Source organism: Variovorax sp. 10N420, assembly GCF_056394705.1.
Genome location: NZ_JBFTIJ010000005.1, coordinates 14,090 through 36,811, shown reverse-complemented (window position 1 = coordinate 36,811; position 22,722 = coordinate 14,090). Strand labels below are relative to the sequence as shown.

At 64.8% G+C, this 22,722-nt stretch carries 20 protein-coding genes and 1 riboswitch; of the genes, 2 read left to right on the top strand and 18 right to left on the bottom strand.

Going from position 1 to position 22,722, the window contains the following annotated elements; all coding sequences use genetic code 11:
- Positions 1 to 18: 18 nt before the first annotated feature.
- From AC1DEK_RS14210 to AC1DEK_RS14160, 11 genes are all read right to left on the bottom strand, one after another.
- Entirely contained in the window at positions 19 to 948 is a 930-nt protein-coding gene (locus tag AC1DEK_RS14210) for a 2-hydroxyacid dehydrogenase (RefSeq protein ID WP_478125895.1), read from the bottom strand.
- A 162-nt stretch (positions 949 to 1,110) separates the two neighbouring features.
- Entirely contained in the window at positions 1,111 to 2,064 is a 954-nt protein-coding gene (locus AC1DEK_RS14205) for a substrate-binding domain-containing protein (protein WP_478125894.1), read from the bottom strand.
- A gap of 33 nt (positions 2,065 to 2,097) precedes the next feature.
- On the bottom strand, positions 2,098 to 3,126 hold the full coding sequence (locus AC1DEK_RS14200) for an ABC transporter permease (protein ID WP_478125893.1): 1,029 nt from the start codon (positions 3,124 to 3,126) through the stop codon (positions 2,098 to 2,100).
- Positions 3,123 to 4,646, bottom strand: a complete 1,524-nt coding sequence (locus tag AC1DEK_RS14195; protein ID WP_478125892.1) for a sugar ABC transporter ATP-binding protein — start codon at positions 4,644 to 4,646, stop codon at positions 3,123 to 3,125. The genes AC1DEK_RS14200 and AC1DEK_RS14195 overlap by 4 nt, the downstream gene beginning before the upstream one ends.
- Positions 4,647 to 4,711: 65 nt before the next feature.
- Positions 4,712 to 6,706 (bottom strand): acetyl/propionyl/methylcrotonyl-CoA carboxylase subunit alpha, encoded by a 1,995-nt coding sequence (locus AC1DEK_RS14190; protein WP_478125891.1) that lies wholly within the window; start codon positions 6,704 to 6,706, stop codon positions 4,712 to 4,714.
- Positions 6,699 to 7,370, bottom strand: a complete 672-nt coding sequence (locus AC1DEK_RS14185) for a DUF4126 domain-containing protein (protein WP_478125890.1) — start codon at positions 7,368 to 7,370, stop codon at positions 6,699 to 6,701. Before AC1DEK_RS14185 ends, AC1DEK_RS14190 begins: the two co-directional genes overlap by 8 nt.
- A 28-nt stretch (positions 7,371 to 7,398) precedes the next feature.
- Complete coding sequence (locus AC1DEK_RS14180; protein ID WP_478125889.1) at positions 7,399 to 8,187, bottom strand: enoyl-CoA hydratase/isomerase family protein; 789 nt, start codon at positions 8,185 to 8,187, stop codon at positions 7,399 to 7,401.
- A gap of 41 nt (positions 8,188 to 8,228) precedes the next feature.
- A complete protein-coding gene (locus AC1DEK_RS14175; RefSeq protein WP_478125888.1) occupies positions 8,229 to 8,738 on the bottom strand; it encodes a DinB family protein in 510 nt (169 codons plus the stop codon).
- Positions 8,739 to 8,748: 10 nt separating this feature from the next.
- Entirely contained in the window at positions 8,749 to 10,362 is a 1,614-nt protein-coding gene (locus AC1DEK_RS14170) for a carboxyl transferase domain-containing protein (RefSeq protein ID WP_478125887.1), read from the bottom strand.
- 85 nt (positions 10,363 to 10,447) lie between these two features.
- Positions 10,448 to 12,151, bottom strand: a complete 1,704-nt coding sequence (locus tag AC1DEK_RS14165) for an AMP-binding protein (protein WP_478125886.1) — start codon at positions 12,149 to 12,151, stop codon at positions 10,448 to 10,450.
- A 10-nt stretch (positions 12,152 to 12,161) separates the two neighbouring features.
- The gene (locus tag AC1DEK_RS14160; protein ID WP_478125885.1) at positions 12,162 to 13,334 is read right to left on the bottom strand and encodes an isovaleryl-CoA dehydrogenase; all 1,173 of its coding nucleotides are present in this window, start codon (positions 13,332 to 13,334) and stop codon (positions 12,162 to 12,164) included.
- Between the two features lie 129 nt (positions 13,335 to 13,463).
- Between AC1DEK_RS14160 and AC1DEK_RS14155 the strand changes: the two genes are divergently transcribed.
- Together AC1DEK_RS14155 and AC1DEK_RS14150 are read left to right on the top strand one after the other, a co-directional pair.
- On the top strand, positions 13,464 to 14,498 hold the full coding sequence (locus AC1DEK_RS14155) for an AraC family transcriptional regulator (RefSeq protein WP_478125884.1): 1,035 nt from the start codon (positions 13,464 to 13,466) through the stop codon (positions 14,496 to 14,498).
- A gap of 119 nt (positions 14,499 to 14,617) precedes the next feature.
- Positions 14,618 to 14,818 (top strand): hypothetical protein, encoded by a 201-nt coding sequence (locus tag AC1DEK_RS14150; RefSeq protein ID WP_478125883.1) that lies wholly within the window; start codon positions 14,618 to 14,620, stop codon positions 14,816 to 14,818.
- A 16-nt stretch (positions 14,819 to 14,834) separates the two neighbouring features.
- Here the strand turns inward: AC1DEK_RS14150 and AC1DEK_RS14145 are convergent, their stop codons facing one another.
- From AC1DEK_RS14145 to AC1DEK_RS14115, 7 genes are all read right to left on the bottom strand, one after another.
- Positions 14,835 to 16,220 (bottom strand): patatin-like phospholipase family protein, encoded by a 1,386-nt coding sequence (locus AC1DEK_RS14145; RefSeq protein ID WP_478125882.1) that lies wholly within the window; start codon positions 16,218 to 16,220, stop codon positions 14,835 to 14,837.
- 5 nt (positions 16,221 to 16,225) lie between these two features.
- Positions 16,226 to 16,918, bottom strand: coding sequence for an HAD family hydrolase (locus tag AC1DEK_RS14140; protein ID WP_478125881.1), 693 nt, complete (start codon positions 16,916 to 16,918; stop codon positions 16,226 to 16,228).
- Between the two features lie 54 nt (positions 16,919 to 16,972).
- On the bottom strand, positions 16,973 to 18,856 hold the full coding sequence (thiC, locus tag AC1DEK_RS14135; protein WP_478125880.1) for a phosphomethylpyrimidine synthase ThiC: 1,884 nt from the start codon (positions 18,854 to 18,856) through the stop codon (positions 16,973 to 16,975).
- A gap of 80 nt (positions 18,857 to 18,936) precedes the next feature.
- Positions 18,937 to 19,042: riboswitch (TPP riboswitch) on the bottom strand.
- Between the two features lie 27 nt (positions 19,043 to 19,069).
- On the bottom strand, positions 19,070 to 20,035 hold the full coding sequence (locus AC1DEK_RS14130; RefSeq protein ID WP_478125879.1) for a rhodanese-like domain-containing protein: 966 nt from the start codon (positions 20,033 to 20,035) through the stop codon (positions 19,070 to 19,072).
- Positions 20,036 to 20,083: 48 nt separating this feature from the next.
- Positions 20,084 to 20,902: a DUF3047 domain-containing protein gene (locus AC1DEK_RS14125; protein ID WP_478125878.1), complete on the bottom strand. Its 819-nt coding sequence runs from the start codon at positions 20,900 to 20,902 to the stop codon at positions 20,084 to 20,086.
- Between the two features lie 177 nt (positions 20,903 to 21,079).
- Positions 21,080 to 21,511 (bottom strand): YchJ family protein, encoded by a 432-nt coding sequence (locus AC1DEK_RS14120; RefSeq protein ID WP_478125877.1) that lies wholly within the window; start codon positions 21,509 to 21,511, stop codon positions 21,080 to 21,082.
- 52 nt (positions 21,512 to 21,563) lie between these two features.
- Complete coding sequence (locus AC1DEK_RS14115) at positions 21,564 to 22,694, bottom strand: acyl-CoA dehydrogenase family protein (protein WP_478125876.1); 1,131 nt, start codon at positions 22,692 to 22,694, stop codon at positions 21,564 to 21,566.
- Between the last annotated feature and the right edge of the window lie 28 nt (positions 22,695 to 22,722).

The window sequence follows — 22,722 nt, the reverse complement described above, 5'->3', positions numbered from 1 at the left end:
GGCTGCAAAGAAAGGCGATCAGTATCCGCGCTGGACATCGACCACGCCGGCAACAGGCTCTCCGCGCTCAATCGCCCGGATCTTGCCCGCGATCTGCGCGATCGATGCTTCGCGTTCGGTGCGCGCCGAACAGTGCGGCGTCACGGTGATCTTCGGATGCCGCACAAACGGATGGTCGGCGGGCAGCGGTTCGACCTCGAACACATCGAGCGTCGCCCCCGCGAGCTGCCCGCTGTCGAGCAAGGGGATCAGATCGGTTTCCACCAGATGCGCACCCCGCGCCACGTTGATGAGATAGCCGCCAGGCTGCCCCCCATTGAGCTTCGACAGCGTGCCACGATTCAGGATGCCGCGCGTCGCAGCCGTCAGCGGCAGCAGATTCACCAGCACCCGGCTCGCCCCCAGAAAGCCGTCGAAGGCTTCTTCTCCGGCAAAGCAGCGAACCCCTTCGATGTCCTTCGCGGATCGGCTCCAGCCATTCACCGGAAACTCGAACTGCGCCACAGCCTTGGCGACCCGTTCCCCCAACACCCCCAGCCCCATGATGCCCACTGCAAAGTCCCGCCGTTCGCGAGGCTTGCGGTAACTCCACCGCCCCGCCCGCGATTCAGCCTCATACGCATCGAATTCGCGAAAGTGCCGAATCAGCGCATGACAGACGTATTCCGCCATCTGCACCGACATCCCCGCGTCGTCCAGCCTTACCACCTGCGTCTGCGGCGGCACCTTCAGCTTCAGCAGCGCATCCACCCCTGCCCCGATATTGAACAGCCCTCGCAGCCCCGGCTGATCGTCCAGCAGCGCCTGCGGCGGCGCCCAAACCACAGCATGGTCCGCCGCAGCCGCCCCTGGCGCCCAGTTTTCAACCTCCGCCTCCGGCAAGGCAGCACGAAGTCCATCGATCCATGGGTCAGGTCGGTTGTCGGTCAAGCAAACAGTAATGCGCATGTTCAGAAGGAAGAAACAAACCAGAAACCCACAAGCCTACATCCCCGCCCCAGCCTGCCCGCCCCGTTCGTGAAACACCGCGGAACCGGCTTTGCCGGGCCGCTGGTGTTGCCCCCTGAAAGGGGGTAGGCGAAGCGACACGAAGTGCGCGTAGCCTGGGGGTTAGTCATATAGGACACTGGCGATTTTCGGATCCGCGATGTTGGTCTTGTCATACCAGAAGAACCCCGTATCCACCACCTTCGGCACCGGCTCGCCCTTCGCCGCCTTCACCGCCATTTCCACCGTCTTGTAGCCCATGCCGACCGGGTTCTGCGTGATGGCGCCGGCCATGCTGCCGTCGAGGATCGCGTTCTTCTGCTGCTTGCCGGAGTCATACCCGATGATCACGACCTTGCCATTGCGCTTCATCTCTTTCACGCCGTTGACCACGCCGATCGCCGATCCCTCGTTTGCACCGAAGATGCCCTTCAGGTTCGGGTAGGCCTGCAGGATCGACTTGGTGATCTCCGTGGATTTGAGCTGGTCGCCACCGCCGTACTGCACGCTCACGATCTTGATGTTCGGGTAGTTCGACTTCATGCGGTTCAGGAAGCCGTCGCGCCGGTCGATGCCGGTGCGGCTGGTCTGGTCGTGCACCACCAGTGCCACTTCGCCGGACTTGCCGATCAGTTCGGCCATCTTGTCGGCGGCGAGCGCGGCAGCGGCCTTGTTGTCGGTAGCGGTGGTCGTCAACGGGATGTCGCTGTCGACACCCGAGTCGAAGGCAATGACGGGGATCTTCGCCGCCTGCGCCTTCTTCAGCAGAGGAATGGCGGCCTGGCTGTCGAGCGCGGCGAAGCCGATCGCCTGCGGCTTCTTGGCCAGCGCGGCGGAGAGCATGTCGATCTGCTTGTCCACCATGGCCTCGGTCTCGGGCCCCTCGAAGCTGATCTTCACCTTCAGGTCCTTCGCCGCCTGCTCGGCGCCGGCCTTCACGGCCTGCCAGAACTGGTGCTGGAATCCCTTGGACACGAGGGGGATGTACATCTCCTGCGACTGCTGCGCATGGGCGAAGCCCGAGAGCCCGACGAGGGCTGCGCCGAGCGCGAACGTGGCTGCTCTTCTCTGGATCATGCAAAGTCTCCTGTGGTGTGGGAATCGAATCTTCTACTGCTTGCTCGCGCTGCGGCGGCGCAGGATGTCGGCATACACGGCGAGGATGATGATCACGCCAGTGACCACCGTTTGCCACTCCTGAGCGACAGAAAGGATGCGCAGGCCATTGGTCAGCACGCTCATGATGAAGGCGCCGATGATCGTGCCGACGATGGTGCCGGTGCCTCCGCTGAGCGAAGTGCCGCCGATCACCACCGCCGCGATCGCATCGAGTTCATAGCCCTGCCCCAGCGCAGGCTGCGCGGAGTTCAGGCGCGAAGCGATCAGCAGCCCGGCGATGCCGCAGATGCCGCCGCTCACGGTATAGACGAGGATCTTCCAGAAGTCGGTGTTCACGCCGGACAGCCGCACCGCCTCTTCATTGCTGCCGAGCGCAAAGGTGTAGCGGCCCAGGATGGTCTTGTTGAGCACGATGCTCGCGGCCACAGCGACAACAAAAAGGATGAGCACCGCATTCGGGATCGGCAGCGCGGGGATGAAGTAGCCGATCAGCGAATCCTGCGAGATCACCGTGAAGCCCGGCGTGTCGTTGAAGTAGATCGGCTTGGTGCCCGAGATCACCAGCGACAGCCCTTTGAGCAGCATCATCATGCCAAGCGTTGCGATGAAGGGCGGGATTTTGAGCTTGGCGATCAGCACGCCGGAAACGAATCCTGACAGCGCGCCGAAGAAGATCGCCGCCGCAATGCCGAGCGCGAGCGGCATGCCCATGTAGGTGAGCACCACGCCCGCCATCACCGCGCAGAAGGTCATCAGCGTGCCCACCGAGAGGTCGATGCCGGCCGTGATGATGACGAAGGTGCAGGCGACCGCGAGCACGCCGTTCACGGCGGTCGATTGCAGGATGCCCACGAGGTTGTCGGTCTGCAGGAACTGTGACGAGGCGAGGCTGAAGAACAGCATCAGCGCGATCAGGCTGGCAAAGGCGAGCAGCTTCTGCCGCGTCGCCGGGCGGAACAGCCTCGCCCTCAGCGAAAAGCCCGGTGCGGCAACGGTCGAGCTGGCGGTGGGTGTCGTCAAGGCGCGTCTCCTGTCGTCGCGGCTTCGCGCCGCGTAGCGAGTTGCATGATCTTTTCCTGCGAGGCTTCGCGCCCGGCAAGCTCCCCGGTGATGCGGCCTTCGCACATCACCAGCACACGATGGCTCACGCGCAGGATCTCCGGCAGCTCCGAAGAGATCATCACGATCGCCTTGCCGCTCTCCGCCAGCGCCTTCAGCAGGCGATAGATCTCGGCCTTGGCACCCACATCGATGCCGCGCGTCGGCTCGTCGAAAAAGAGCACGTTGCAGTCGCGCAGCAGCCACTTGGCGACGACGATCTTCTGCTGGTTGCCGCCGGACAGCAATCGCACCTGCTGGCGCACCGAAGGCGTCTTGATGTTGAGCTGCTTGACATAGCGCTCGCCCGCCGCCTCGATGGCGGGCTGGTCGACAAAGAAGCCCATCGACAGGAATCGCTTCATGCTTGGCAGCGCGATGTTCGTTTCCACGTCCATGCCGGTGGCAAGCCCGAAATGCTTGCGGTCTTCGGAGAGATAGCCGATGCCGTGCGACACGGCATCTTGCGGCGACTTGATCTTCACCTCGCGGCCATGCAGCCAGACTTCGCCGGAGTCGATGGGGTCGGCGCCGAACACTGCGCGAGCCAATTCAGTGCGGCCTGCACCCATGAGGCCGGCAAAGCCCAGGATCTCGCCCTTGCGCAAGACGAAGCTGGCGTCGCGCACCATGGCGCCGCGGTGGATGCCCTTGGCTTCGAGCACGATCTCGTTCTGCGAAGTGTCCGGAAAATCGTTCTCGACGTCGGCGAGATGGCGTCCGACCATCATGGCGATGAGCGAGTCCATGGCGGTGTCGGCCATCCGCACGGTGGCAATGTACTGGCCATCGCGCATCACCGTCACGCGGTCGGCAATGCGCTTGAGTTCATCCATCTTGTGCGAGATATAGACGATCGCGACTCCCTGCGAACGCAACTGGCCGATGATGCGAAACAGATCGCTCACCTCCTCGGTGTTCAGCGCGGCGGTGGGCTCGTCCATGATGAGCACGCGCGAGTCGTACGACAGCGCCTTGGCGATTTCCACCATCTGCTGCTTGGCGACGGTGAGCTCGCCCACGGGCGTGTCCGGCTCGAGCCGCAGGTGCATGCGCTCGAAGATGCGCCGTGCCTCGACGCGCATCGCCTGCTCGTCGATGAACACGCCGAATCTCCGGCGCGGCTCCCGGCCGATGAAGATGTTCTGCGCGGCGCTCAGGTGATTCATCAGGTTCAGCTCCTGATGAATGATCCCGATGCCCAGCGCCTGCGCAGCGCGCGGGCTCTCGATGTCCACCGGCCTTCCGTCGAAAGTCACTTCACCGGCATCCTTGCGGTAGACGCCCGCGAGCACCTTCATCAACGTGGACTTGCCCGCGCCGTTCTCCCCCATCAGCGCGTGCACCTCGCCGGGCAGCAGGTCGAACTGCGCCCTGTCGAGCGCACGGACGCCTGCGAAAGACTTGGTCAGATCACGGATGGTGACGATGGGTTGCGGCATGGGGTGTCGACCGGTCGTCCGACGACTCTGCCATAGGGCCGAATTGGCCTGACCAGAACAAACCCTCAGGCGCCGAGGGTAAGCAGCTCCGCGCCTTCGGCGACCTGGTCGCCCGGCGCGTAGAGCAGCTCTTGCACGGTGCCGTCCGCGGGCGCGGCGATCGTGTGTTCCATCTTCATGGCTTCCATCACGGCGAGCGGCTGGCCGCGCGTGACCTTGTCGCCCGCCTTCACCGCGAAGGAGACGACCTTGCCGGGCATCGGTGCCGTGAGGCGCCCGCCTTCGGCGTGGACCTCGCCCGCATGCGCGAGCCGGTCGATGGCCGTGATCCGCGTCGCGCCGTCGGCAGCGAAGACGTAGGCGGTCGACTCCTCTTCATAAACGTTCAGCGTGTGTCGGCGCCCGGCAAATTGCACTTCGATCTCACCCGAAGGAAAGCCGCCGATTTCGAGGATGCCCGATGTCCCGCCGACGCTGAGCGACATCGCGCCATCGTGCAAATAGCGCAACTCGGCCACCTGCGGTTCGCCACGAAACTCGAATTCGAAAGGCCGCACCGCCACGCCGTGCAACTGCCATCCGTCGCGGCGGCTGAACGGATCGGCCGTCGCTGTGGCGGATTCGTCCAGGAGCGTGCGTGCAATCGATGCGGCGGCCGCAAGCGGCAGGCCGAGCGGCTCCTGGTCGAACAGCACGGCGCGCTCGCGTTCGATCAGGGCGGTGTCGAGCTTCGCCTTCGAGAACGAATCGGTGCGCAAGATGCCGCGCAAGAACTGCACGTTGGTCGCAACGCCGACGATGTGCGTCTGCGCCAGCGCGAGATCGAGCCTTGCGAGCGCTTCGTCACGCGTGGCGCCATGCACGATGAGCTTGGCAATCATCGAGTCGTAGAAGGGCGAGATCACGCCGCCTTCGCGCACGCCGTCATCGATGCGCACCCGGCTGCGCTGGAACGCAGTCGCCTGCGGCTTGCGGTAGACGCGAAGGGTACCGGTGGCGGGCAGGAAGTTGTTGTCCGGGTTCTCGGCGCAGATGCGCGCTTCGATCGCATGGCCGTGGATCTGGAGCTGGTCCTGCTTCAAAGGCAATGCCTCGCCCGAGGCCACTCTCAGTTGCCATTCAACGAGATCGAGCCCTGTGATGGCTTCGGTCACCGGGTGCTCCACCTGCAAGCGGGTATTCATCTCCATGAAGAAGAAATTCATCTCACCTTCGCCGCGCTGCTCGACGATGAACTCCACCGTTCCCGCACCCACGTAGTTCACCGCGCGCGCCGCGGCGACGGCCGCCTCGCCCATCTGCTTGCGCATGGCCTCGGTCATGCCGGGCGCGGGCGCTTCCTCCAGCACCTTCTGGTGGCGGCGCTGCACGGAGCAATCGCGCTCGAAGAGGTAAACGTAGTTTCCCTTCGTGTCGCCGAAGACCTGGATCTCGATGTGGCGCGGGCGCTGCACATACTTTTCGATGAGCACCGCGTCGTCGCCAAAGCTGTTGATCGCCTCGCGCTGGCACGAAGCCAATGCCCCCGCGAAGTCGCCAGCCTTCTCGACCACGCGCATGCCCTTGCCGCCGCCGCCCGCACTTGCCTTGATGAGCACGGGATAGCCGATGCGATCGGCTTCGCGCTGCAGCAGTGCCGGGTTCTGGTCCCTGCCGTGATAGCCCGGCACCAGCGGCACGTCGGCCTTTTCCATCAGTTGCTTGGACTCGGCCTTCAGGCCCATCGCCTTGATGGCCGAAGGCGGCGGCCCGATGAAGACCAGGCCCGCATCGGCGCAGGCCTGGGCGAACTCTTCGTTCTCGCTCAGGAATCCGTAGCCCGGATGGACCGCTTCGGCGCCCGTGGCCTTGGCCGCTTCGAGGATTTTTTCCCAGCGCAGGTAGCTGTCCTTGGGCGCGCTTCCGCCAAGGTGGACCGACTCATCGCAGGCGCGCACATGATTGGCGTGCGCGTCCGCGTCGGAATAGACAGCCACCGTGCGAACCGCCATGCGGCGGGCTGTCGCTGCAACTCTGCATGCGATCTCGCCGCGATTGGCGATCAGGATCTTCTTAAACATTCGATGAGTCTCCGGGAGGATTCTTCTTGAGCTGGAACGCGGGCACCACGCCCGGATCGGCATGGCCGCTGAAGATGCGGGCCACGCGGCTGAAAAGCGATTTGAGGAAGCGCCAGCTCTTGCGGATGAGCCAAACGCTGAGCACGAGCACGCCGATGAACAGCACGCCGAAGACCAGCGGATGCGCAACCGCCAGCCACAAGCCGGCCGGAACCATGGTGTCTTCGACGAGCGAGGCGCCGATGTTGCTGAAGGGTTCCGGCGACGTATTGATGGCCGCGCGAGTCGTCGCCTTGGCCGCATGCGCCGTGGCCGCAAAGCTGCCACCGAGCAGCGCCGCGACCAGGGCCATCGCCGCATGGTCGGCGCCGAACACACCAGCCGCCAGCGCAGCGCCGGCTGGGATGCGGATCGCAGTGTGGACCATGTCCCAGATGGAGTCGAGGCCCGGGATCTTGTCGGCGAAGAACTCGACAAAAACCATGAAGCCGCTCGCCGCGATGACGACTGGATGCGCGAGCAATTGCAAGCCTTGGGGCAAGGGCAGCCAGCCAAGATAGCCGGCAAGCCCCGTCAACAGCACCACCAGATAGAGGCGAACGCCACTGGCCCAGCCCAACGCCGCGGCCAACGCCAACAGTTGGGGCATATCCAAAGACGTCATCGCTCACCCCCAGCATTCAGCATGCTTGTCAGGCCAGCCAACTCGGCTTGCGCTTCTGCAGGAAGGCCTGAACGCCTTCGCGCCCCTGTTCGCTCGCGCGGATGTCGGCGATGCCCTGGACTGTCTTGGCGACCAATGCGTCGTCGATCTCCTGGCCTGCGACATCGGCAATAAGGGTCTTGCACGCACGCACCGCCGCTGGGCTGGCGTTGGTGAGCGCCTTGACGATCTCCGCGACCTTCGCATCGAGACCGTCGGCGTCGACCACCTCATGCACGAAACCGATGCGGTGCGCTTCCTTGGCAGAAAAGCGTTCGGCCGTGAGGAACCAGCGTTGCGCTGCGCGCGTGCCCATCGCACGCAGCACGTAAGGGCTGATGGTGGCGGGGATCAAGCCGATCTTGACTTCGCTCAGGCAATACCAGGCGGTGTCGACGCTCACGGCGATATCGCAGGCGGCAACCAACCCCATGCCGCCCGCATAGACATCTCCCTGCACGCGAGCGATGACGGGCTTGGGGCTCTCGTGGATCGTGCGCAGCATCGCCGCGAGCGCCGCCGCGTCGGCGGTGTTTTCCTCGCGCGTGAAATCGGCCGCGCGGCGCATCCAGTTGAGATTCGCGCCCGCGCAAAATGCCGGGCCGTTGGCGCCGAGCACGATCACGCGCACCTCGGCCGCCGCACTCGCTTGCGCAAACGCTTCGCCCAATTCACGGATGACAACGTCATCGAACGCATTGCGCAGTTCGGGCCGGTTGAGCCAGATCCGTGCAACCGCGCCTTCGATGGCAAGTTCGAGTGTGGTGAAGTTATTCATTCAATGCTCTCTGTGAACACCTGCAGGCTGGGACGAGGGATTCATCCCTTGCTTTCCTGCTGCAACAGATACACCCAGTCCAGCTCGGGGCCGGGGTGGACCATTGCCGTCAGTGCGGCCGTCAATTGGCCGCGGTGATGGGTCGCATGATTGAAGACATGGCCAAGCGCCGGCGCGAAAGGGATCCGCACCTCCTCGCCGTTGTTCCGCGTGTAGACCAGCTCGCCATTGAAGCGCTCCGGCTCCAGTGTTGCCAGCCAGGGGCTCCAGCGTGTCACGGCTTCCCCGAGTTGCTTGCAGACCTCGGCGCGGTCGGTGTGCAGCTCGGTGTCGAGCGCAAGGCGCGGCGACTTGCCTTCCGCAAAGCGCGAAAACCAGATGGTGTCCGTCAGCAGCAGGTGATTGACGGTGCGATGCACGGAGCGAAAGAAAAGCCCGCAGTCGCGGTGCCAGTCGTCGTCGGACAGTCCGTGCAGGTTCGTTCCGATCAACCTGTTCGTCGCCCAGACGTGATAGCGCCCCAGGCTTGCGAAGTAATTCGGTAGCGTCATGGCACTCTCCTCACATGCGGAAGACGCCGAACTTCGGCTCTGGGATTGGCGCATTGCGCGCCGCCGCAAGACCCAGCGCCAGCACGCGGCGCGTATCGGCCGGGTCGATGATGCCGTCGTCCCACAAGCGCGCCGTCGCGTAATACGGGTGCCCCTGCGCTTCGTACTGGCTGCGGATCGGCGCCTTGAACGCCTCTTCTTCGTCCGCGCTCCACTGCCCGCCCTTGGCCTCGATGCCGTCGCGCTTGACGGTGGCGAGCACGCTGGCAGCCTGCTCGCCGCCCATCACGCTGATGCGCGCGTTGGGCCACATCCAGAGAAAGCGTGGCGAGTAGGCTCGGCCGCACATGCCGTAGTTGCCGGCTCCAAAGCTGCCGCCGATGATGATCGTGAACTTCGGCACGCTGGCGGTGGCTACCGCAGTCACCATCTTGGCGCCATGGCGCGCGATACCTTCGTTCTCGTACTTGCGGCCCACCATGAAGCCGGTGATGTTCTGGAGGAACACCAGCGGGATCTTGCGCTGACAGCACAGCTCGATGAAGTGCGCGCCCTTCTGCGCCGATTCGGAAAAGAGGATGCCGTTGTTCGCGACGATGCCCACCGGCATGCCTTCGATCTCCGCGAAGCCGCAGACCAGTGTGCTCCCGAAGCGCGACTTGAACTCGTGGAATTCGCTGGCGTCGACGATGCGCGCGATGATCTCGCGCACGTCGAAGGGCTTGCGGGTGTCGACCGGAATGACGCCGTACAGCTCTTCGGCTGCAAAGGCGGGCGGGCGCGGCGTCGCAACATCAGCGTTCGCGTCGTTCGCGCGAGCGCGTGCATTGAGGTTGGCGACCGCCGTGCGCGCGAGCGCCAACGCGTGCAGATCGTTTTGCGCCAGATGGTCGGCCACGCCCGAGAGCCGCGTGTGCACATCGCCACCGCCGAGGTCTTCCGCGGTGACCACCTCGCCGGTCGCCGCCTTCACGAGCGGCGGGCCGCCCAGGAAGATGGTGCCCTGGTTCTTGACGATGATGCTTTCATCGCTCATTGCAGGAACGTAAGCACCACCGGCCGTGCATGAGCCCATCACCACCGCGATCTGCGCGATGCCCTGAGCGCTCATGTTCGCCTGGTTGTAGAAGATGCGCCCGAAGTGATCGCGATCGGGAAAGACCTCATCCTGGTTCGGCAGGTTGGCGCCGCCGGAGTCGACCAGGTAGATGCAAGGCAGGCGATTCTGCTCGGCGATCTCTTGCGCGCGCAGATGCTTCTTGACCGTCATTGGGTAGTAGGTCCCGCCCTTCACCGTCGCGTCGTTGCAGACGATCATGCAGTCGACGCCACTGACGCGGCCGATGCCCGCGATGAGGCCCGCACCCGGCGCCGCGCCGTGATACATGGCATGCGCGGCGAGCGGTGCCACTTCGAGAAAGGGCGTGCCGGGGTCGAGCAACTGCGCGACGCGATCGCGCGGCAGCAGCTTGCCGCGTGCCGTGTGCTTGCTTCGTGCGGCCTCGCCGCCGCCGGCTTCGACCTTGGCGAACTGATCGCGCAGGTCATCGACCAGCGCGCGCATGGCCGTTGCATTGGCCTGGAACTCGGCCGAGCGCGCGTTGAGTTTCGAATCCAGTTTCATTGGGCCCCCACGCTCGGCACTGTTGTGTCCTCGCTTCCCCCCAAGGGGGCGCGAGCTTGCTTGAAGCGGTTCTGCGCTGCGCTCATCATGCTGTCTTGTCCTCATCGAGCCCCAGGCGGCCCTTCATCGCTTCGCGAATCTTGAATTTCTGAATCTTGCCGGTGACCGTCATCGGGAATTCGGTGACGAACTCGATGTACTTCGGCACCTTGTAGTGCGCGATCTGGCCCTTGCAGAAGTCGCGGATCTCGTCGGCGTTCACTGTCTGTCCCGGCTTGGCAATCACCCAGGCGCAGAGTTCTTCGCCGTATTTCTTGTCGGGCAGGCCCACCACCTGAACGTCCTGCACCTTCGGATGCCGATACAGGAATTCCTCGATCTCGCGCGGATAGATGTTTTCGCCGCCGCGAATCACCAGGTCCTTGATGCGGCCGACGATGTTGACGTAGCCCTCGGCATCCATCGTGGCGAGGTCGCCGGTATGCATCCAGCCTTCGGAATCGATGGCTTCACGCGTCTTCTCTTCGTCTTCCCAGTAGCCGTGCATGACCGAGTAGCCGCGCGTGCAGAACTCGCCGGACTGGCCGCGCTCGACGATCTCGCCGGTGACAGGGTCGATGATCTTGATTTCGAGATGCGGCTGCACCGTCCCAACGGTCGACACGCGCTTTTCGAGCGGCGTGTCGGTCGAGCTCTGGCAGCTCACCGGGCTTGTTTCGGTCATGCCATAGGCGATGGTGATTTCGCTCAGATGCATCTGTTCGACGACGCGCTTCATGACCTCGGTCGGGCAAGGCGAGCCGGCCATGATGCCGGTGCGCAAGGTCGAGAAGTCGAACTCCTTGAAGCGCGGGTGGTCCAGCTCCGCGATGAACATCGTGGGCACGCCATGAACGCCGGTGCACTTTTCGGCTTGCACCGTCTGCATCACCGTCAGCGGATCGAAGCCGTCATTGGGATAGACGATGGTCGATCCGTGCGTGATGCACGCCAGATTGCCCAGCACCATGCCAAAGCAGTGATACAGCGGCACCGGAATGCACAACCTGTCCGCCGGCAAAAGCTTCATGCATTCGCCGATGAAGAAACCATTGTTGAGAATATTGCGGTGCGTCAGCGTCGCGCCCTTGGGAAAGCCTGTGGTGCCGCTGGTGAACTGGATGTTGATGGGGTCCGTCGCCTTCAATGGCTTGGCCGCGGCTGCCACCTGCGGGTCGTCGGCCGATCCGCTGGCCAGCAGGCTCGAGAAGCGCATCAGCCCCGGAAGCTCGCCGCTGTCAGCATCGGTATCGATCCACGCCACAGCGCGCAAATGCGGCAAGCGCGCGGCGCTCAAGGCGCCAGGCGTTGCGCTCGCGAGTTCAGGCGCCAGTTCGCGCAGCATGCCGACGTAGTCGCTGGTCTTGAAACTCTTCATCGTGACCAGCGCCTTGCACCCCACCTTGTTGAGCGCGTATTCAAGCTCCGAGGTGCGATAGGCCGGATTGATGTTGACCAGGATGATGCCGACCTTCGCCGTGGCGAGCTGCATCAGCACCCAGGGCGCGTTGTTGTGCGACCAGATGCCGACGCGATCGCCCGGAACCAGCCCCAGCTTCAGCAGCGCGCTCGCGAGCCGGTTGGATTCGCGCTGGAGTTCGAGGTAGCTGTAGCGCTTCTTCTCATGCACGCTGACCAGCGCTTCGCGATCACCTTGCCGTGCGGCCATGTCGTCGAAGAAGTCGCCGATGGTCTGCTCGATCAGCGGGACGTCGGTGGCGCCTTGCGCCAGGCTGGGCGTCAGGGTCATGGCGACTCCTTCAGGCGGTTTCCGAAAACAACTCGCGGCCGATCAGCATGCGGCGGATTTCGGACGTGCCCGCGCCGATTTCGTAGAGCTTGGCATCGCGCCACAAACGCTCGACCGGAAAGTCCTTGGTATAGCCGACGCCGCCAAGCGCCTGGATCGCCTCGCCGGCCATCCAGGTCGCCTTTTCGGCCGAGTAGAGGATGGCGCCGGCGGCATCCTTGCGGAAGGTGCGCGCATGGTCGTTGCGGTCGCAGGCCTTGCCGACGGCATACACGTAGGCGCGCGTGGCCTGCCATGTCGAATACATGTCCGCCAGCTTGCCCTGCATCAGCTGGAATTCGCCGATGCTCTGGCCGAATTGCTTGCGCTCGTGGACAAAGGGCAGCACGGCATCCATGCACGCCGCCATGATGCCCAGGGGGCCGCCGGAGAGCACGGCGCGCTCGTAGTCCAGTCCACTCATCAGCACCTTGGCACCCTGGCCCTCGCCGCCGAGCACGTTTTCCTCAGGCACTTCGCAGTTGTCGAAGAAGAGCGGAAAAGTGTTGGAGCCGCGCATGCCGAGCTTGTCGAGCTTGGTCCCTGCCGAGAAGCCCTTGAAGCCCTTTTCGACGATGAAGGCTGTCATCCCGCGGGCGCCCATCTCCGGCTCGGTCTTGGCGTAGATGACCAGCGTGTCGGCATCGCCGCCGTTGGTGATCCACATCTTGCCGCCGTTGAGCACGTAGCGGTCGCCCTTTTTCTCGGCCCGCAGCTTCATGCTGACGACGTCGGAGCCGGCGTTGGGCTCGCTCATCGCCAGTGCGCCGACGTGCTCGCCGCTCACCAGCTTGGGCAGGTACTTCTTCTTTTGCGCATCGGTGCCGTTGCGATGGATCTGGTTGACGCACAGGTTGGAATGCGCGCCGTACGACAAGCCCACCGACGCCGAAGCGCGCGAGACTTCTTCCATGGCGACGATGTGCGCGAGGTAGCCGAGCTCGGTGCCGCCGTATTGCTCCTTGACCGTCATGCCGTGAAGGCCGAGGTCGCCGAGCTTTTTCCAGAGATCGTGCGGGAACAGGTTGTCGCGGTCGATGTCCGCGGCGCGCGGCGCGATTTCCTCGGCGCAAAAGTGCTGGATGGCGTCGCGAAGCGAATCGATGGTGTCACCCAGGTCGAAGTTCAGGCCGGGATCGTGCATGGGGTTGTCTCCTCAAAAGCATCGGCCGCGCGGGATTTTCGTGCGCGGAAAGACCGCAGCTTACGCCGTGTGCCGTTGCAATTGGCGCCACAATGGTTGCAAATCACGCCACCATCTTCAGCCGCCGCCATGTCCTCATCCCCCTTTCGCAGCGCCGGCCGAGCAGCCACGCCGATGGCCTTTGTGAGAGCGATTGCGCTAGGGTACGAGCGCTATGGGATGGACCCCGCAGGCGCCTTGGCAGAGGCACGGATTGCGCCGCAAGAGGTGCGAAATCCGCAGGCAAAAGTGACGGCAGCGCAGTTCGAGGTGCTCTCGGGGCACGCGATGCAAGAGCTGGACGACGAGGCGCTCGGCTGGTTCTCGCGCAAGCTGCCCTGGGGCACCTACGGGATGCTGTGCCGCGCCTCGATCGGATCTCCGGATCTGGGCGTGGCAATCAAGCGCTGGTGCCGCCACCATCGCCTGCTGACCGAGGACATCACGCTAGATCTGACGGTGACTGGCGGCACGGCAACCGTATCGATCACCGAACATCGCGCACTGGGTGTGTTCCGGGAGTTCTGCCTTGTATCGAGCCTGCGCTTCTTGCATGGCTACGCCTGCTGGGCCATCGACTCCCGCGTCTCGCTGAGCGCCGCATCGTTTTCCTTCGAGGCACCGCCGCACTGCGACGCCTACCCGTTGATGTTCGGCGGCGAATTGCGCTTCGGTGCCGACCGGACGAGTTACAGCTTCGATGCCCGCTACCTCGAGCTGCCATTGCAGCGCGACGAGCGGGCGCTCCGGACGATGCTGAAGCGCGCCCTGCCGCTGACGGTGCTGCAATACCGCCGCGACCGGCTGCTAGGACAGCGCGTGCGCGAACTCTTGCGAAAGCGCGGTAGCGAAGGCGCAACGGCCGATGCCATCGCCGCGCTGCTGAACGTGTCCAGCCGTACCTTGCACCGTCAATTGCTGGAAGAAGGCGTTTCGCTGCAGACGCTGAAGGATGAAGTTCGCCACGAATTGGCTGCGGAGCAACTGCGCCGCACCGACCGGCCCATCAAGCAGATCGCGCTGGCCGTGGGGTTCCGCAACGAAAAGAGCTTTTCGCGTGCCTTCCGGGCATGGTCCGGCGCCACGCCCGGCGCCTTCAGGCGTCGCGACCTGCCGAGCGGCTAAGGAAGTCGGCCCAACGAAAGCTGTAACCGCCGTTGGATTTGTGACTAAATGCTCACCCCAGCCATCCACGCCTTTGGCTACGCCAGAAGGCCCTCGATGGTGCCCCTACGATCGCCGTCATGCAGAACTTTCCCGACACCGACAGCGAAGACTTTGCCGACCTCATGGACTTCATCGTCACGTCCGGACGCACGCGCAACGGCACCTTCGTGACTGAAAACGCTGAAAAGCTGGTCAATCAGATGTGGGCCGGCCGCGCCCAAGCCATGACCCAATCGCTGATCGCCGTGGCGAATGCTGCAGCGCCGGGCAAGCGCTGAGCACCTTCATTCGCCTTCAGTCGCCTTCAGTCGCCTTTGACGCGCCCAGCGACTGCCTGAGCGCCTGGAAATCCGGCGATCGCCGCAACGCACTGCGGCCTGCTGCGATCAGCCGTGTGACTTCCTCGTCGCCGATCGAGAACGCCGTCGGGATCTGAAGCAGCCGCAAACGCAGTTCACCATCGGCTGCGTCCCGAAGATTCACCTGCACCACGTGGATCTCGGCATCTGGCGCGAACGCATCCTTGCCATCGGCGCTTCGGACTTTCAGGTCTTCGCGCCACTGCCGCGTGGTGTCGAGCAGGAATTCCTGCGTCTCCAGGGTCGCCCGCGCGCCAGCGCCGAACAGCAGTGTGTCGGCCACCGCCCTGATGCCCGGCAGCTTGTCGCTGCGATCGATGTTGTTGGCCGGATCGCGCGCCGAGTTGACGCTGATGACCACCAGCTTGCGCACCGTGCCGGGCGGAATGCCGACTTCCTCGAAACTCCGGCGCAATCCGCCTCCCACCAGCGCGCGGTCGAGCAGCCTGCGCACGGCGAGGTTGTCGGCGACGCCGCCGTCCACGAGGTGAATGAAAGGACGCGCTTCCCCATCGAGATAGCTGTTCGCCTGCATGCGGAACATGCGGGCGCGATAGTTGCCGCCGACGCGTGCGGCGAGCCGCGGCACGATGCCTCGTTCCCGGCACTCCAGCGCGTAGTTCTTCAGCGTCAGCGGGCTCAGCAGGATCGGCACGGCCGACGATGCCGCGACCGCGAACGACAGCGGAACGCTCTGCAGATCGGAACAGATCAGCTCGAACTGGTCCGCGGTGAACTCGAACGGTGTCCCCAGCGACATGTCGGTCGCGGCGATCACGAGCTGTGGATGGCGTGGATTGCGCTCCACGTCGGCGTAGGTCTTGCCTTGGTAGATCTCATCGAGCCGCCGCGCCAGCAGATGCGTGCGGCCGTACCAAGGCGAGGTGAGGTCGTACAGGCTGCCGGGCCGAAGCGCCTGCCATATCAGGCTGTTCTGGAAGTTCTGCCGCAGGAAATCGCGCTCGAAATCAGGCAACCTTTCGGCGCCGAAGGCTGCGTAGTAGGCAGCTAGGATGCTGCCGCCGGACACGCCGCTGATGACGTCGGTCGCGTCGAGCAAGTCAGTGTCGTGGCCGCTCCATTTGAATGTGGTGTTGTGGAGCTCTTCGAGCACGCCGTAGCCGAAAGCGGCGGCACGCGCGCCGCCGCCGGACAGGGTGACGGCCACCAGAATGCTCGGGTCGCGGCCCGTTGCGCCGGCGACCAGGCCGCTGGCCGGCGGATTCTCGGGCAGCGGCTCGTTGAGCCATGGGCGCAGCGACGAACAACCCGCGACGCAGGCGGCGATCAAAAGACCGCAGGCTGCGCGCAGACCCTGCATGCGACTCAGGCCGCAACCGCTCGCCAATCGGCAAGCAGCGACGGCAACTGCGCCATGTCGGTGAACACATGCGCGACTCCGACGGCGCGCAGCGCATCAGGGCTGCTGTGGCCAAGATCGCTCGGGCTGTAGCCGAAGACCGTCGCCCCGGCGGCCACACCCGCCCTGGCGCCGGTGATGGTGTCTTCCACCACCGCGCAGCGCGCCGGATCGACGCCCAGAGCGGCCGAAGCAGCCAGGTACACGTCGGGCGCAGGTTTCGAGCGCGGCTGTTCATGGCCGCTGAAGATGCGGCCTTCGAAGCAGTCGAGGATGCCGATCTTCTCGAGCTGCAGTTCGACCTTGAACCGGTCGGCGCCCGACGCGCAGGCGATGCGGCCGTCCAGGGCGGCATGCAATGCACGCGCCGCCAGTGCCGCGCCCGGAATGGCGACGAGGTCGCGTTCCAGCGCTTCGTTGCGGCGCAGGCGAAAGCGATGAAGCCATTCGGGCGTGATCGCAAAGCCGGTGCGTGCCTCGATCAGCGCGGTTTCGTCCTTGACCGCCTTGCCCGTGAAGATCCGCATGGATTCGTCGACCGTCAACTCCCAGCCGAGTTCGCCGAGCATTTCGGCGAGGACGCGGTTGGTGATGGGCTCGGAATCGACGAGGACGCCGTCGCAGTCGAACAGGACGGCATCGAAGGGGATGGCTTTCATGGCGGCCATCGTAATCATTTTGCGGACCCGGGCCGCGGGCCCGCCCTTGTCATTTCACTGCGTCTTGCGGATCGGGATGTACATCTCGCCGCCCGCCGCCTTGAACTCGGCCGACTTGTCCGCCATGCCGTCCTCCATGGCCCGGACCTCGTCGACGCCCTTCTGCGCCGCGTACTCGCGCACTTCCTGAGTGATCTTCATCGAGCAGAACTTGGGGCCGCACATGGAGCAGAAGTGCGCGACCTTGCTGCTGTCCTTGGGCAGCGTCTCGTCATGGAATTCGCGCGCGGTATCGGGGTCGAGGCCGAGGTTGAACTGGTCCTGCCAGCGGAATTCGAAGCGGGCCTTGGAAAGCGCATCGTCGCGCGCTCGCGCTCCAGGATGGCCCTTGGCGACGTCGGCCGCATGCGCAGCAATCTTGTACGCGATGATTCCCTGCTTCACGTCGTCGCGATCGGGCAGGCCCAGATGCTCCTTCGGCGTGACATAGCAAAGCATCGCGGTGCCGGCCCAGCCGATCATGGCGGCGCCGATCGCGCTGGCGATGTGGTCGTAGCCCGGCGCGATGTCGATGGTCAGTGGCCCGAGCGTGTAGAACGGCGCCTCATGGCAGTGCTTGAGTTGCTCGTCCATGTTGGCCTGGATGAGATGCATCGGCACGTGGCCCGGGCCTTCGATCATGGTCTGCACGTCGTGCTTCCATGCAATCTGCGTGAGCTCGCCGAGCGTGCGCAGTTCGGCGAACTGGGCTTCGTCGTTCGCGTCCGAAGCGCAGCCAGGACGCAGACCGTCTCCGAGCGAGAAGCTCACGTCGTAGGCCTTCATGATGTCGCAGATGTCTTCGAAGTGCGTGTAGAGAAAGCTTTCCTTGTGATGCGAGATGCACCATTTGGCCATGATCGACCCGCCGCGCGAAACGATGCCGGTGCGCCGATCCGCCGTGAGATGAATGAAGGGCAGGCGCAGCCCGGCGTGGATGGTGAAGTAGTCGACGCCCTGCTCGGCCTGCTCGATCAGCGTGTCGCGGTAGATCTCCCAGGTCAGGTCTTCGGCCACGCCGCCAACCTTTTCGAGCGCCTGGTAGATGGGCACCGTGCCGATCGGCACCGGGCTGTTGCGCACGATCCAGTCGCGCGTGGTGTGGATGTTCCGGCCGGTGGAAAGGTCCATCACGTTGTCCGCGCCCCAGCGGATCGCCCACACGAGCTTCTCGACCTCTTCTTCGATGCTGCTCGTCACGGCCGAATTGCCGATGTTGGCGTTGATCTTGACCTTGAAGTTGCGGCCGATGGCCATCGGCTCGACTTCGGGGTGGTTGATGTTGGCCGGGATGATGGCGCGGCCCCTCGCGACTTCGTCGCGCACGAACTCCGGCGTGATGATCTTCGGGATGCTCGCGCCCATGGGGTTGCCGGCCAGGCGCTTTTCGCGCGCGGCGTCGGCCAGGTATTCGGCCATCCATTCGCGGCGGCCGTTCTCGCGAAGGGCGACGTATTCCATCTCCGGCGTGACGATGCCGCGGCGTGCGTAGTGCATCTGCGTGACGTTGCCGCCGGCTTTGGCGCGCCGTGGCGTGCGCTGCAAGGCAGCGGCAGCGGCACGCAGGTCGGCGATGCGCTGGGAGTCGCGGTCGACGTTGGTGGCGCCATCGTCGAGCGCAAGGTGCAGGCGGCCTTCGTAGCTTTCGGTGTCGCCGCGTTCGGCGATCCATGCGCCGCGCACGCCCGGAAGGCCGCGCCGCACGTCGATGTCGGCCGCCGGATCGGTGTAGGGGCCGGAGGTGTCGTAGAGCGATACGCGCTCGCCGTTGGTGAGCAGGACTTCGCGCACAGGCACGCGCAAATCGGCTCTGCTGCCCGATATGGCGCTCTTGCTCGAAGCGGGAAAGGGCTCGCGCGTCAGCGTGAGGAGAGAGGCGAACTTGTCGACGGCATTCATGCGGGGCACTCCTGGTTGTGGGACAACGGGTGCTCCGCGATCGCTCCGGACGGCATCGGTCACAAGGGACGGACGGGATGCCGGGGAGTCGCAGCTCTTCTTACGCTGGTATGAACCAGATCAAGTTCGCGGGTTCGGCCGCTTGGCCATCTCAGCACACATCTGCATGCACCCCGGAGCGGGGCCGATTCTAGGCCCGTCCCAGGAAAGGGATCAAGCGGGATTGGCGGCGACGATGGACGAATCGACGGCAGGCGATGTCTCGCCGGACTGCGCCACCCAGGCGTCCAGACCGCCTGCAAGGACGCGCACGCGGGTCACTCCGGCATTGCGAAGTACCCGCGCCGCCGCGATGGCGGAGCCGTCATCGGGGCAATCGCAGAAGACGACGAGTTCGCGGCCGTCCGAGAAGGCTTCGAGACGCTTGGGCAGCTGCTTGAGCGCAATGCCGAGGGCGCCCGGGATCGCACGACCGTCGAGCGCCCGCGCTTCGTCCGAGCGCACGTCGATCAGCGTCAGCCCGGCGCCGGCCGCCATCGCGGCGCGCAGGGCAGCGGCTTCGATGCGCTCGATGTCGAGAGATCGAAGGGCCATGCGGCGCTGCCGATAGCGCCAAAGCACGAATGCACCAAGCAGCACGAGGCAGATCACCGTCGCGACCATCCCGATGCTGGAGAGCACCGAAAGGACATCCGTGATGGCGGCATGGAACACGCGTCCGATCAGGAGGAAGCCCAGCGTCCAGATCAACGCGGCCACCGTTTCATAGGATAGAAACCGGAGATTCGACATTCCGAGCGCGCCTGCCATGGGCGGCGCAACCACCGACACCCCCGGCACGAACTTGGCGGCAATCAGCGACAAGCCGCCCCAGCGCCCGAGGATGGATTCGCTGTGCTTGACGCAGGAATCGGGCGACAGCGAAATGCGGCAGAGCAGCCGCATGACCCGGTACCCCCAGCGGCGTCCGGCAATGAACCAGACGCCGTCGCCGAGGATGTTGCCGAGCACGGCGGCCAGCGTCACCGCGAGGAAAGAAACCTGTCCGCCAAAAGTCAGTCCGCCGGCAACGATCAAAAAAGGCACCGCCGGCACCGGCGCGCCCAGACGCGTCGCCAGGGTGGCGACGAACACCACGGCGGGGCCTTGGCTGGCGAGGAGCGAGACGAATTCGTTCATGACGGCGATATGTGCGATATGGGGGCGGTTTCGATGGTTTCGAGGCCGCTATTGCGCAGGTTTCGCCGCGCCGGACGCGGGCGCGGAAGCAGTGACACCGCGCAGATCGATGTCCGAGAAATACGAGATCCCTCGAGACTTGGTGTTGTCCGCGTCCGCCTGGATCGCCACGCCCACCACATCGGGCAGCGTATCGCCAGCCTCGGCGCCGAAGGCTCGCTTGTAGTCGGCCACCAGGTTCCGGCGCTCGCTGAGCCAGCCGCCGGCCTTGTCGGTCGCGCCCGATTCGATGACGTCCATGCGGATGCGCTTGGTGAAGGCATTGTCGAACTCGCTGCCCTTGCTTTCCTTGACGTCCCAGACGTAGCAGAGGGTTTCGGTGGGTACCGTTTCGCCGGTCGAGCCTTTTGCCAAGGCGAGCTTGGTTCGCTCACCCACGGACAGCCGGTCTGACGGGAAGTCGAAGAACACGCAGACCTTGGCCGCGCCATCGTCGCCGCCCTTGGTGCGCAGATCGGCGCCTTCCACGAATTCCTCGACCTTCCAGCGCCAGGCCAGCGTGGCCTGGTCGTTGAGCTGAACCCGCGTGGCATGAACCAGATTGCCGTAGGACTTGTCGGCGTCGACCTTGAGCACCTTCTGGCCGTCGAGTTGGGTGATCTCGAACTTGGTCGGCGCCTTGTTCGGCAAGGTCGTGAAGCGCCATGGTGCGGGCGCTTGCGGACCTGGCGCAGTCGAGAACGCCGTCAACACGCCCTCTGCGCGGGCCGCCGGGACCGCTATGCAGGCGATCGCGGCCACAACAGGGAATGCCGTCGCGGACAGCGAAGGCCGCCGGTGTCCAAACTGGAATCTTTTGTTGTCCATGGCTGGCCTCTGTGGCTGGTGGTTGAGGGTGCTGGCGGCGCTGGTGATGGGCGCCACGCGCCTGCACCAACACGGAGTGTGATCCAGGCGCGCCACAAGATAAATACCCATTTTGGGAATTGCTCTGTCTCCCGCCTGCACACAATCGCGCCGCACCGCGCGGCACAACCCGTCCTGTCAGTGCAGATCGCCGTCCACGTAATACCACCGGGGCAGCGGTCCGCTCTCCTCACGGACGAAGCGGCTGCGCTCGTGCAGGCGAGATGCCAGACCCGCACTGCTGCGCTGCCGGGCGACGAATTCGACTTCTGCATGGTCGGCGTCGAGGACCGAACGCGAGCGCACGTCGAGCCCGAGCCATTTCACGCCGGGCTCGAAGCCGATCGTCGCCGGCCGCGTCGAGGGGTGCCAGGTCGCAAGCAGATAGTCCGCCCGCTCGCGCACGAAAGCCGTGTAGCGCGAGCGCATGAGCGATTCGGCATCCGGAGCTGGCGTGTTGTCGAAATCGTCGACATAGCGCCCGCAACACTGCGCGTAGGCGAGCGGGAGTTCCCGCCGGTCGCGGCGCCCGCAGGGACAGGGAATACGGGCAGGATCGGGAGCAGGCATGGGGTATTGGCGAGGGGTTCAGCGCGTATTGTGCAGACCCTCGCGTAAACCCTTAGGCCAGGGCGCGCTGAATCAGCAGCTTCTGGATGTCCGAAGTGCCTTCGTAGATCTGGCAGACGCGCACGTCGCGATAGATGCGCTCCAGCGGAAAGTCATTGACGTAGCCATAGCCGCCGAGCGTCTGGATCGCGGCGCTGCAAACGCGCTCGGCCATCTCGCTCGCAAAGAGCTTGGCCATCGCCGCTTCCTTGAGGCATGGCCGGCCGGCGTCTCGCAGGCTGGCGGCATGCCAGATCAGTTGGCGCGCCGCTTCGATCTGCGTGGCGCAATCGGCCAGCCTGAAGCCCACCGCCTGCTGGTCGAAGATGGCGCCGCCGAACGCCTGGCGCTCCTTCGCGTAAGCCACGGCGACGTCGAATGCGCTGCGCGCCATGCCGACGCTCTGGGCGGCAATGCCGATGCGCCCGCCTTCGAGCGCACCGAGCGCGATCTTGTAGCCCTCGCCTTCCTGGCCGATGAGATTCTCGAAAGGAATGCGGCAACTGTCGAAGTTGATCTGCGCGGTGTCGCTCGAATGCTGGCCGAGCTTGTCTTCGAGGCGTGCAACGTTGTAGCCCGGCGCATCGGTCGGCACGATGAAAGCGCTCATCCCGCGCTTTCCGGCGCCCTTGTCGGTGACCGCGATGACGATCGCGACCTGGCCGTTCTTGCCGCTGGTGATGAACTGCTTCACGCCATCGATCACCCAGCCTTCGACGTCCTTGCGCGCCGTGGTGCGCAAGGACGATGCATCGCTGCCGGCTTGCGGCTCGGTGAGGCAGAAGGCGCCGAGCATCTGTCCCTGTGCGAGCGGCTGCAGCCACTTCTTCTTTTGCTGCGCATTGCCGTAGCGCATGAGGATGGCGTTGACCGGGCAGTTGGTCACGCTGATGGCGGTGCTGGTTCCGCCGTCGCCGGCAGCGATCTCTTCGAGCACCAGCGCGAGCGTCAGGTAGTCGAGCCCGGCGCCGCCGTCTTCTTCAGGCACGCAGATGCCATAGGCGCCGAGCGCCGCCAGGCCGGTGTGCGCCTCCTTGGGAAAGCTGTGCTCGCGGTCCCAGCGCGGCGCGTTGGGCCAGAGTTCGGCTTGCGCGAATTCGCGAACGGCATCGCGGATCGCTTCCTGGTCGGCATTGAGCAGCATGGCGGCTTCCTTGCTTTCTTGGCGTGCT

Coding starts and splice junctions, on each gene's coding strand:
- AC1DEK_RS14180 (WP_478125889.1), bottom strand. CDS start 8,187: ATGAATAACTTCACCACACTCGAACTTGCCATCGAAGGCGCGGTTGCA.
- AC1DEK_RS14125 (WP_478125878.1), bottom strand. CDS start 20,902: ATGGACAACAAAAGATTCCAGTTTGGACACCGGCGGCCTTCGCTGTCC.
- AC1DEK_RS14115 (WP_478125876.1), bottom strand. CDS start 22,694: ATGCTGCTCAATGCCGACCAGGAAGCGATCCGCGATGCCGTTCGCGAA.
- AC1DEK_RS14190 (WP_478125891.1), bottom strand. CDS start 6,706: ATGTTTAAGAAGATCCTGATCGCCAATCGCGGCGAGATCGCATGCAGA.
- AC1DEK_RS14160 (WP_478125885.1), bottom strand. CDS start 13,334: ATGCACGATCCCGGCCTGAACTTCGACCTGGGTGACACCATCGATTCG.
- AC1DEK_RS14120 (WP_478125877.1), bottom strand. CDS start 21,511: ATGCCTGCTCCCGATCCTGCCCGTATTCCCTGTCCCTGCGGGCGCCGC.
- AC1DEK_RS14175 (WP_478125888.1), bottom strand. CDS start 8,738: ATGACGCTACCGAATTACTTCGCAAGCCTGGGGCGCTATCACGTCTGG.
- AC1DEK_RS14150 (WP_478125883.1), top strand. CDS start 14,618: ATGCAGAACTTTCCCGACACCGACAGCGAAGACTTTGCCGACCTCATG.
- AC1DEK_RS14130 (WP_478125879.1), bottom strand. CDS start 20,035: ATGAACGAATTCGTCTCGCTCCTCGCCAGCCAAGGCCCCGCCGTGGTG.
- AC1DEK_RS14205 (WP_478125894.1), bottom strand. CDS start 2,064: ATGATCCAGAGAAGAGCAGCCACGTTCGCGCTCGGCGCAGCCCTCGTC.
- AC1DEK_RS14140 (WP_478125881.1), bottom strand. CDS start 16,918: ATGAAAGCCATCCCCTTCGATGCCGTCCTGTTCGACTGCGACGGCGTC.
- AC1DEK_RS14170 (WP_478125887.1), bottom strand. CDS start 10,362: ATGAAACTGGATTCGAAACTCAACGCGCGCTCGGCCGAGTTCCAGGCC.
- AC1DEK_RS14195 (WP_478125892.1), bottom strand. CDS start 4,646: ATGCCGCAACCCATCGTCACCATCCGTGATCTGACCAAGTCTTTCGCA.
- AC1DEK_RS14210 (WP_478125895.1), bottom strand. CDS start 948: ATGCGCATTACTGTTTGCTTGACCGACAACCGACCTGACCCATGGATC.
- AC1DEK_RS14155 (WP_478125884.1), top strand. CDS start 13,464: ATGTCCTCATCCCCCTTTCGCAGCGCCGGCCGAGCAGCCACGCCGATG.
- thiC (WP_478125880.1), bottom strand. CDS start 18,856: ATGAATGCCGTCGACAAGTTCGCCTCTCTCCTCACGCTGACGCGCGAG.
- AC1DEK_RS14165 (WP_478125886.1), bottom strand. CDS start 12,151: ATGACCCTGACGCCCAGCCTGGCGCAAGGCGCCACCGACGTCCCGCTG.
- AC1DEK_RS14185 (WP_478125890.1), bottom strand. CDS start 7,370: ATGACGTCTTTGGATATGCCCCAACTGTTGGCGTTGGCCGCGGCGTTG.
- AC1DEK_RS14145 (WP_478125882.1), bottom strand. CDS start 16,220: ATGCAGGGTCTGCGCGCAGCCTGCGGTCTTTTGATCGCCGCCTGCGTC.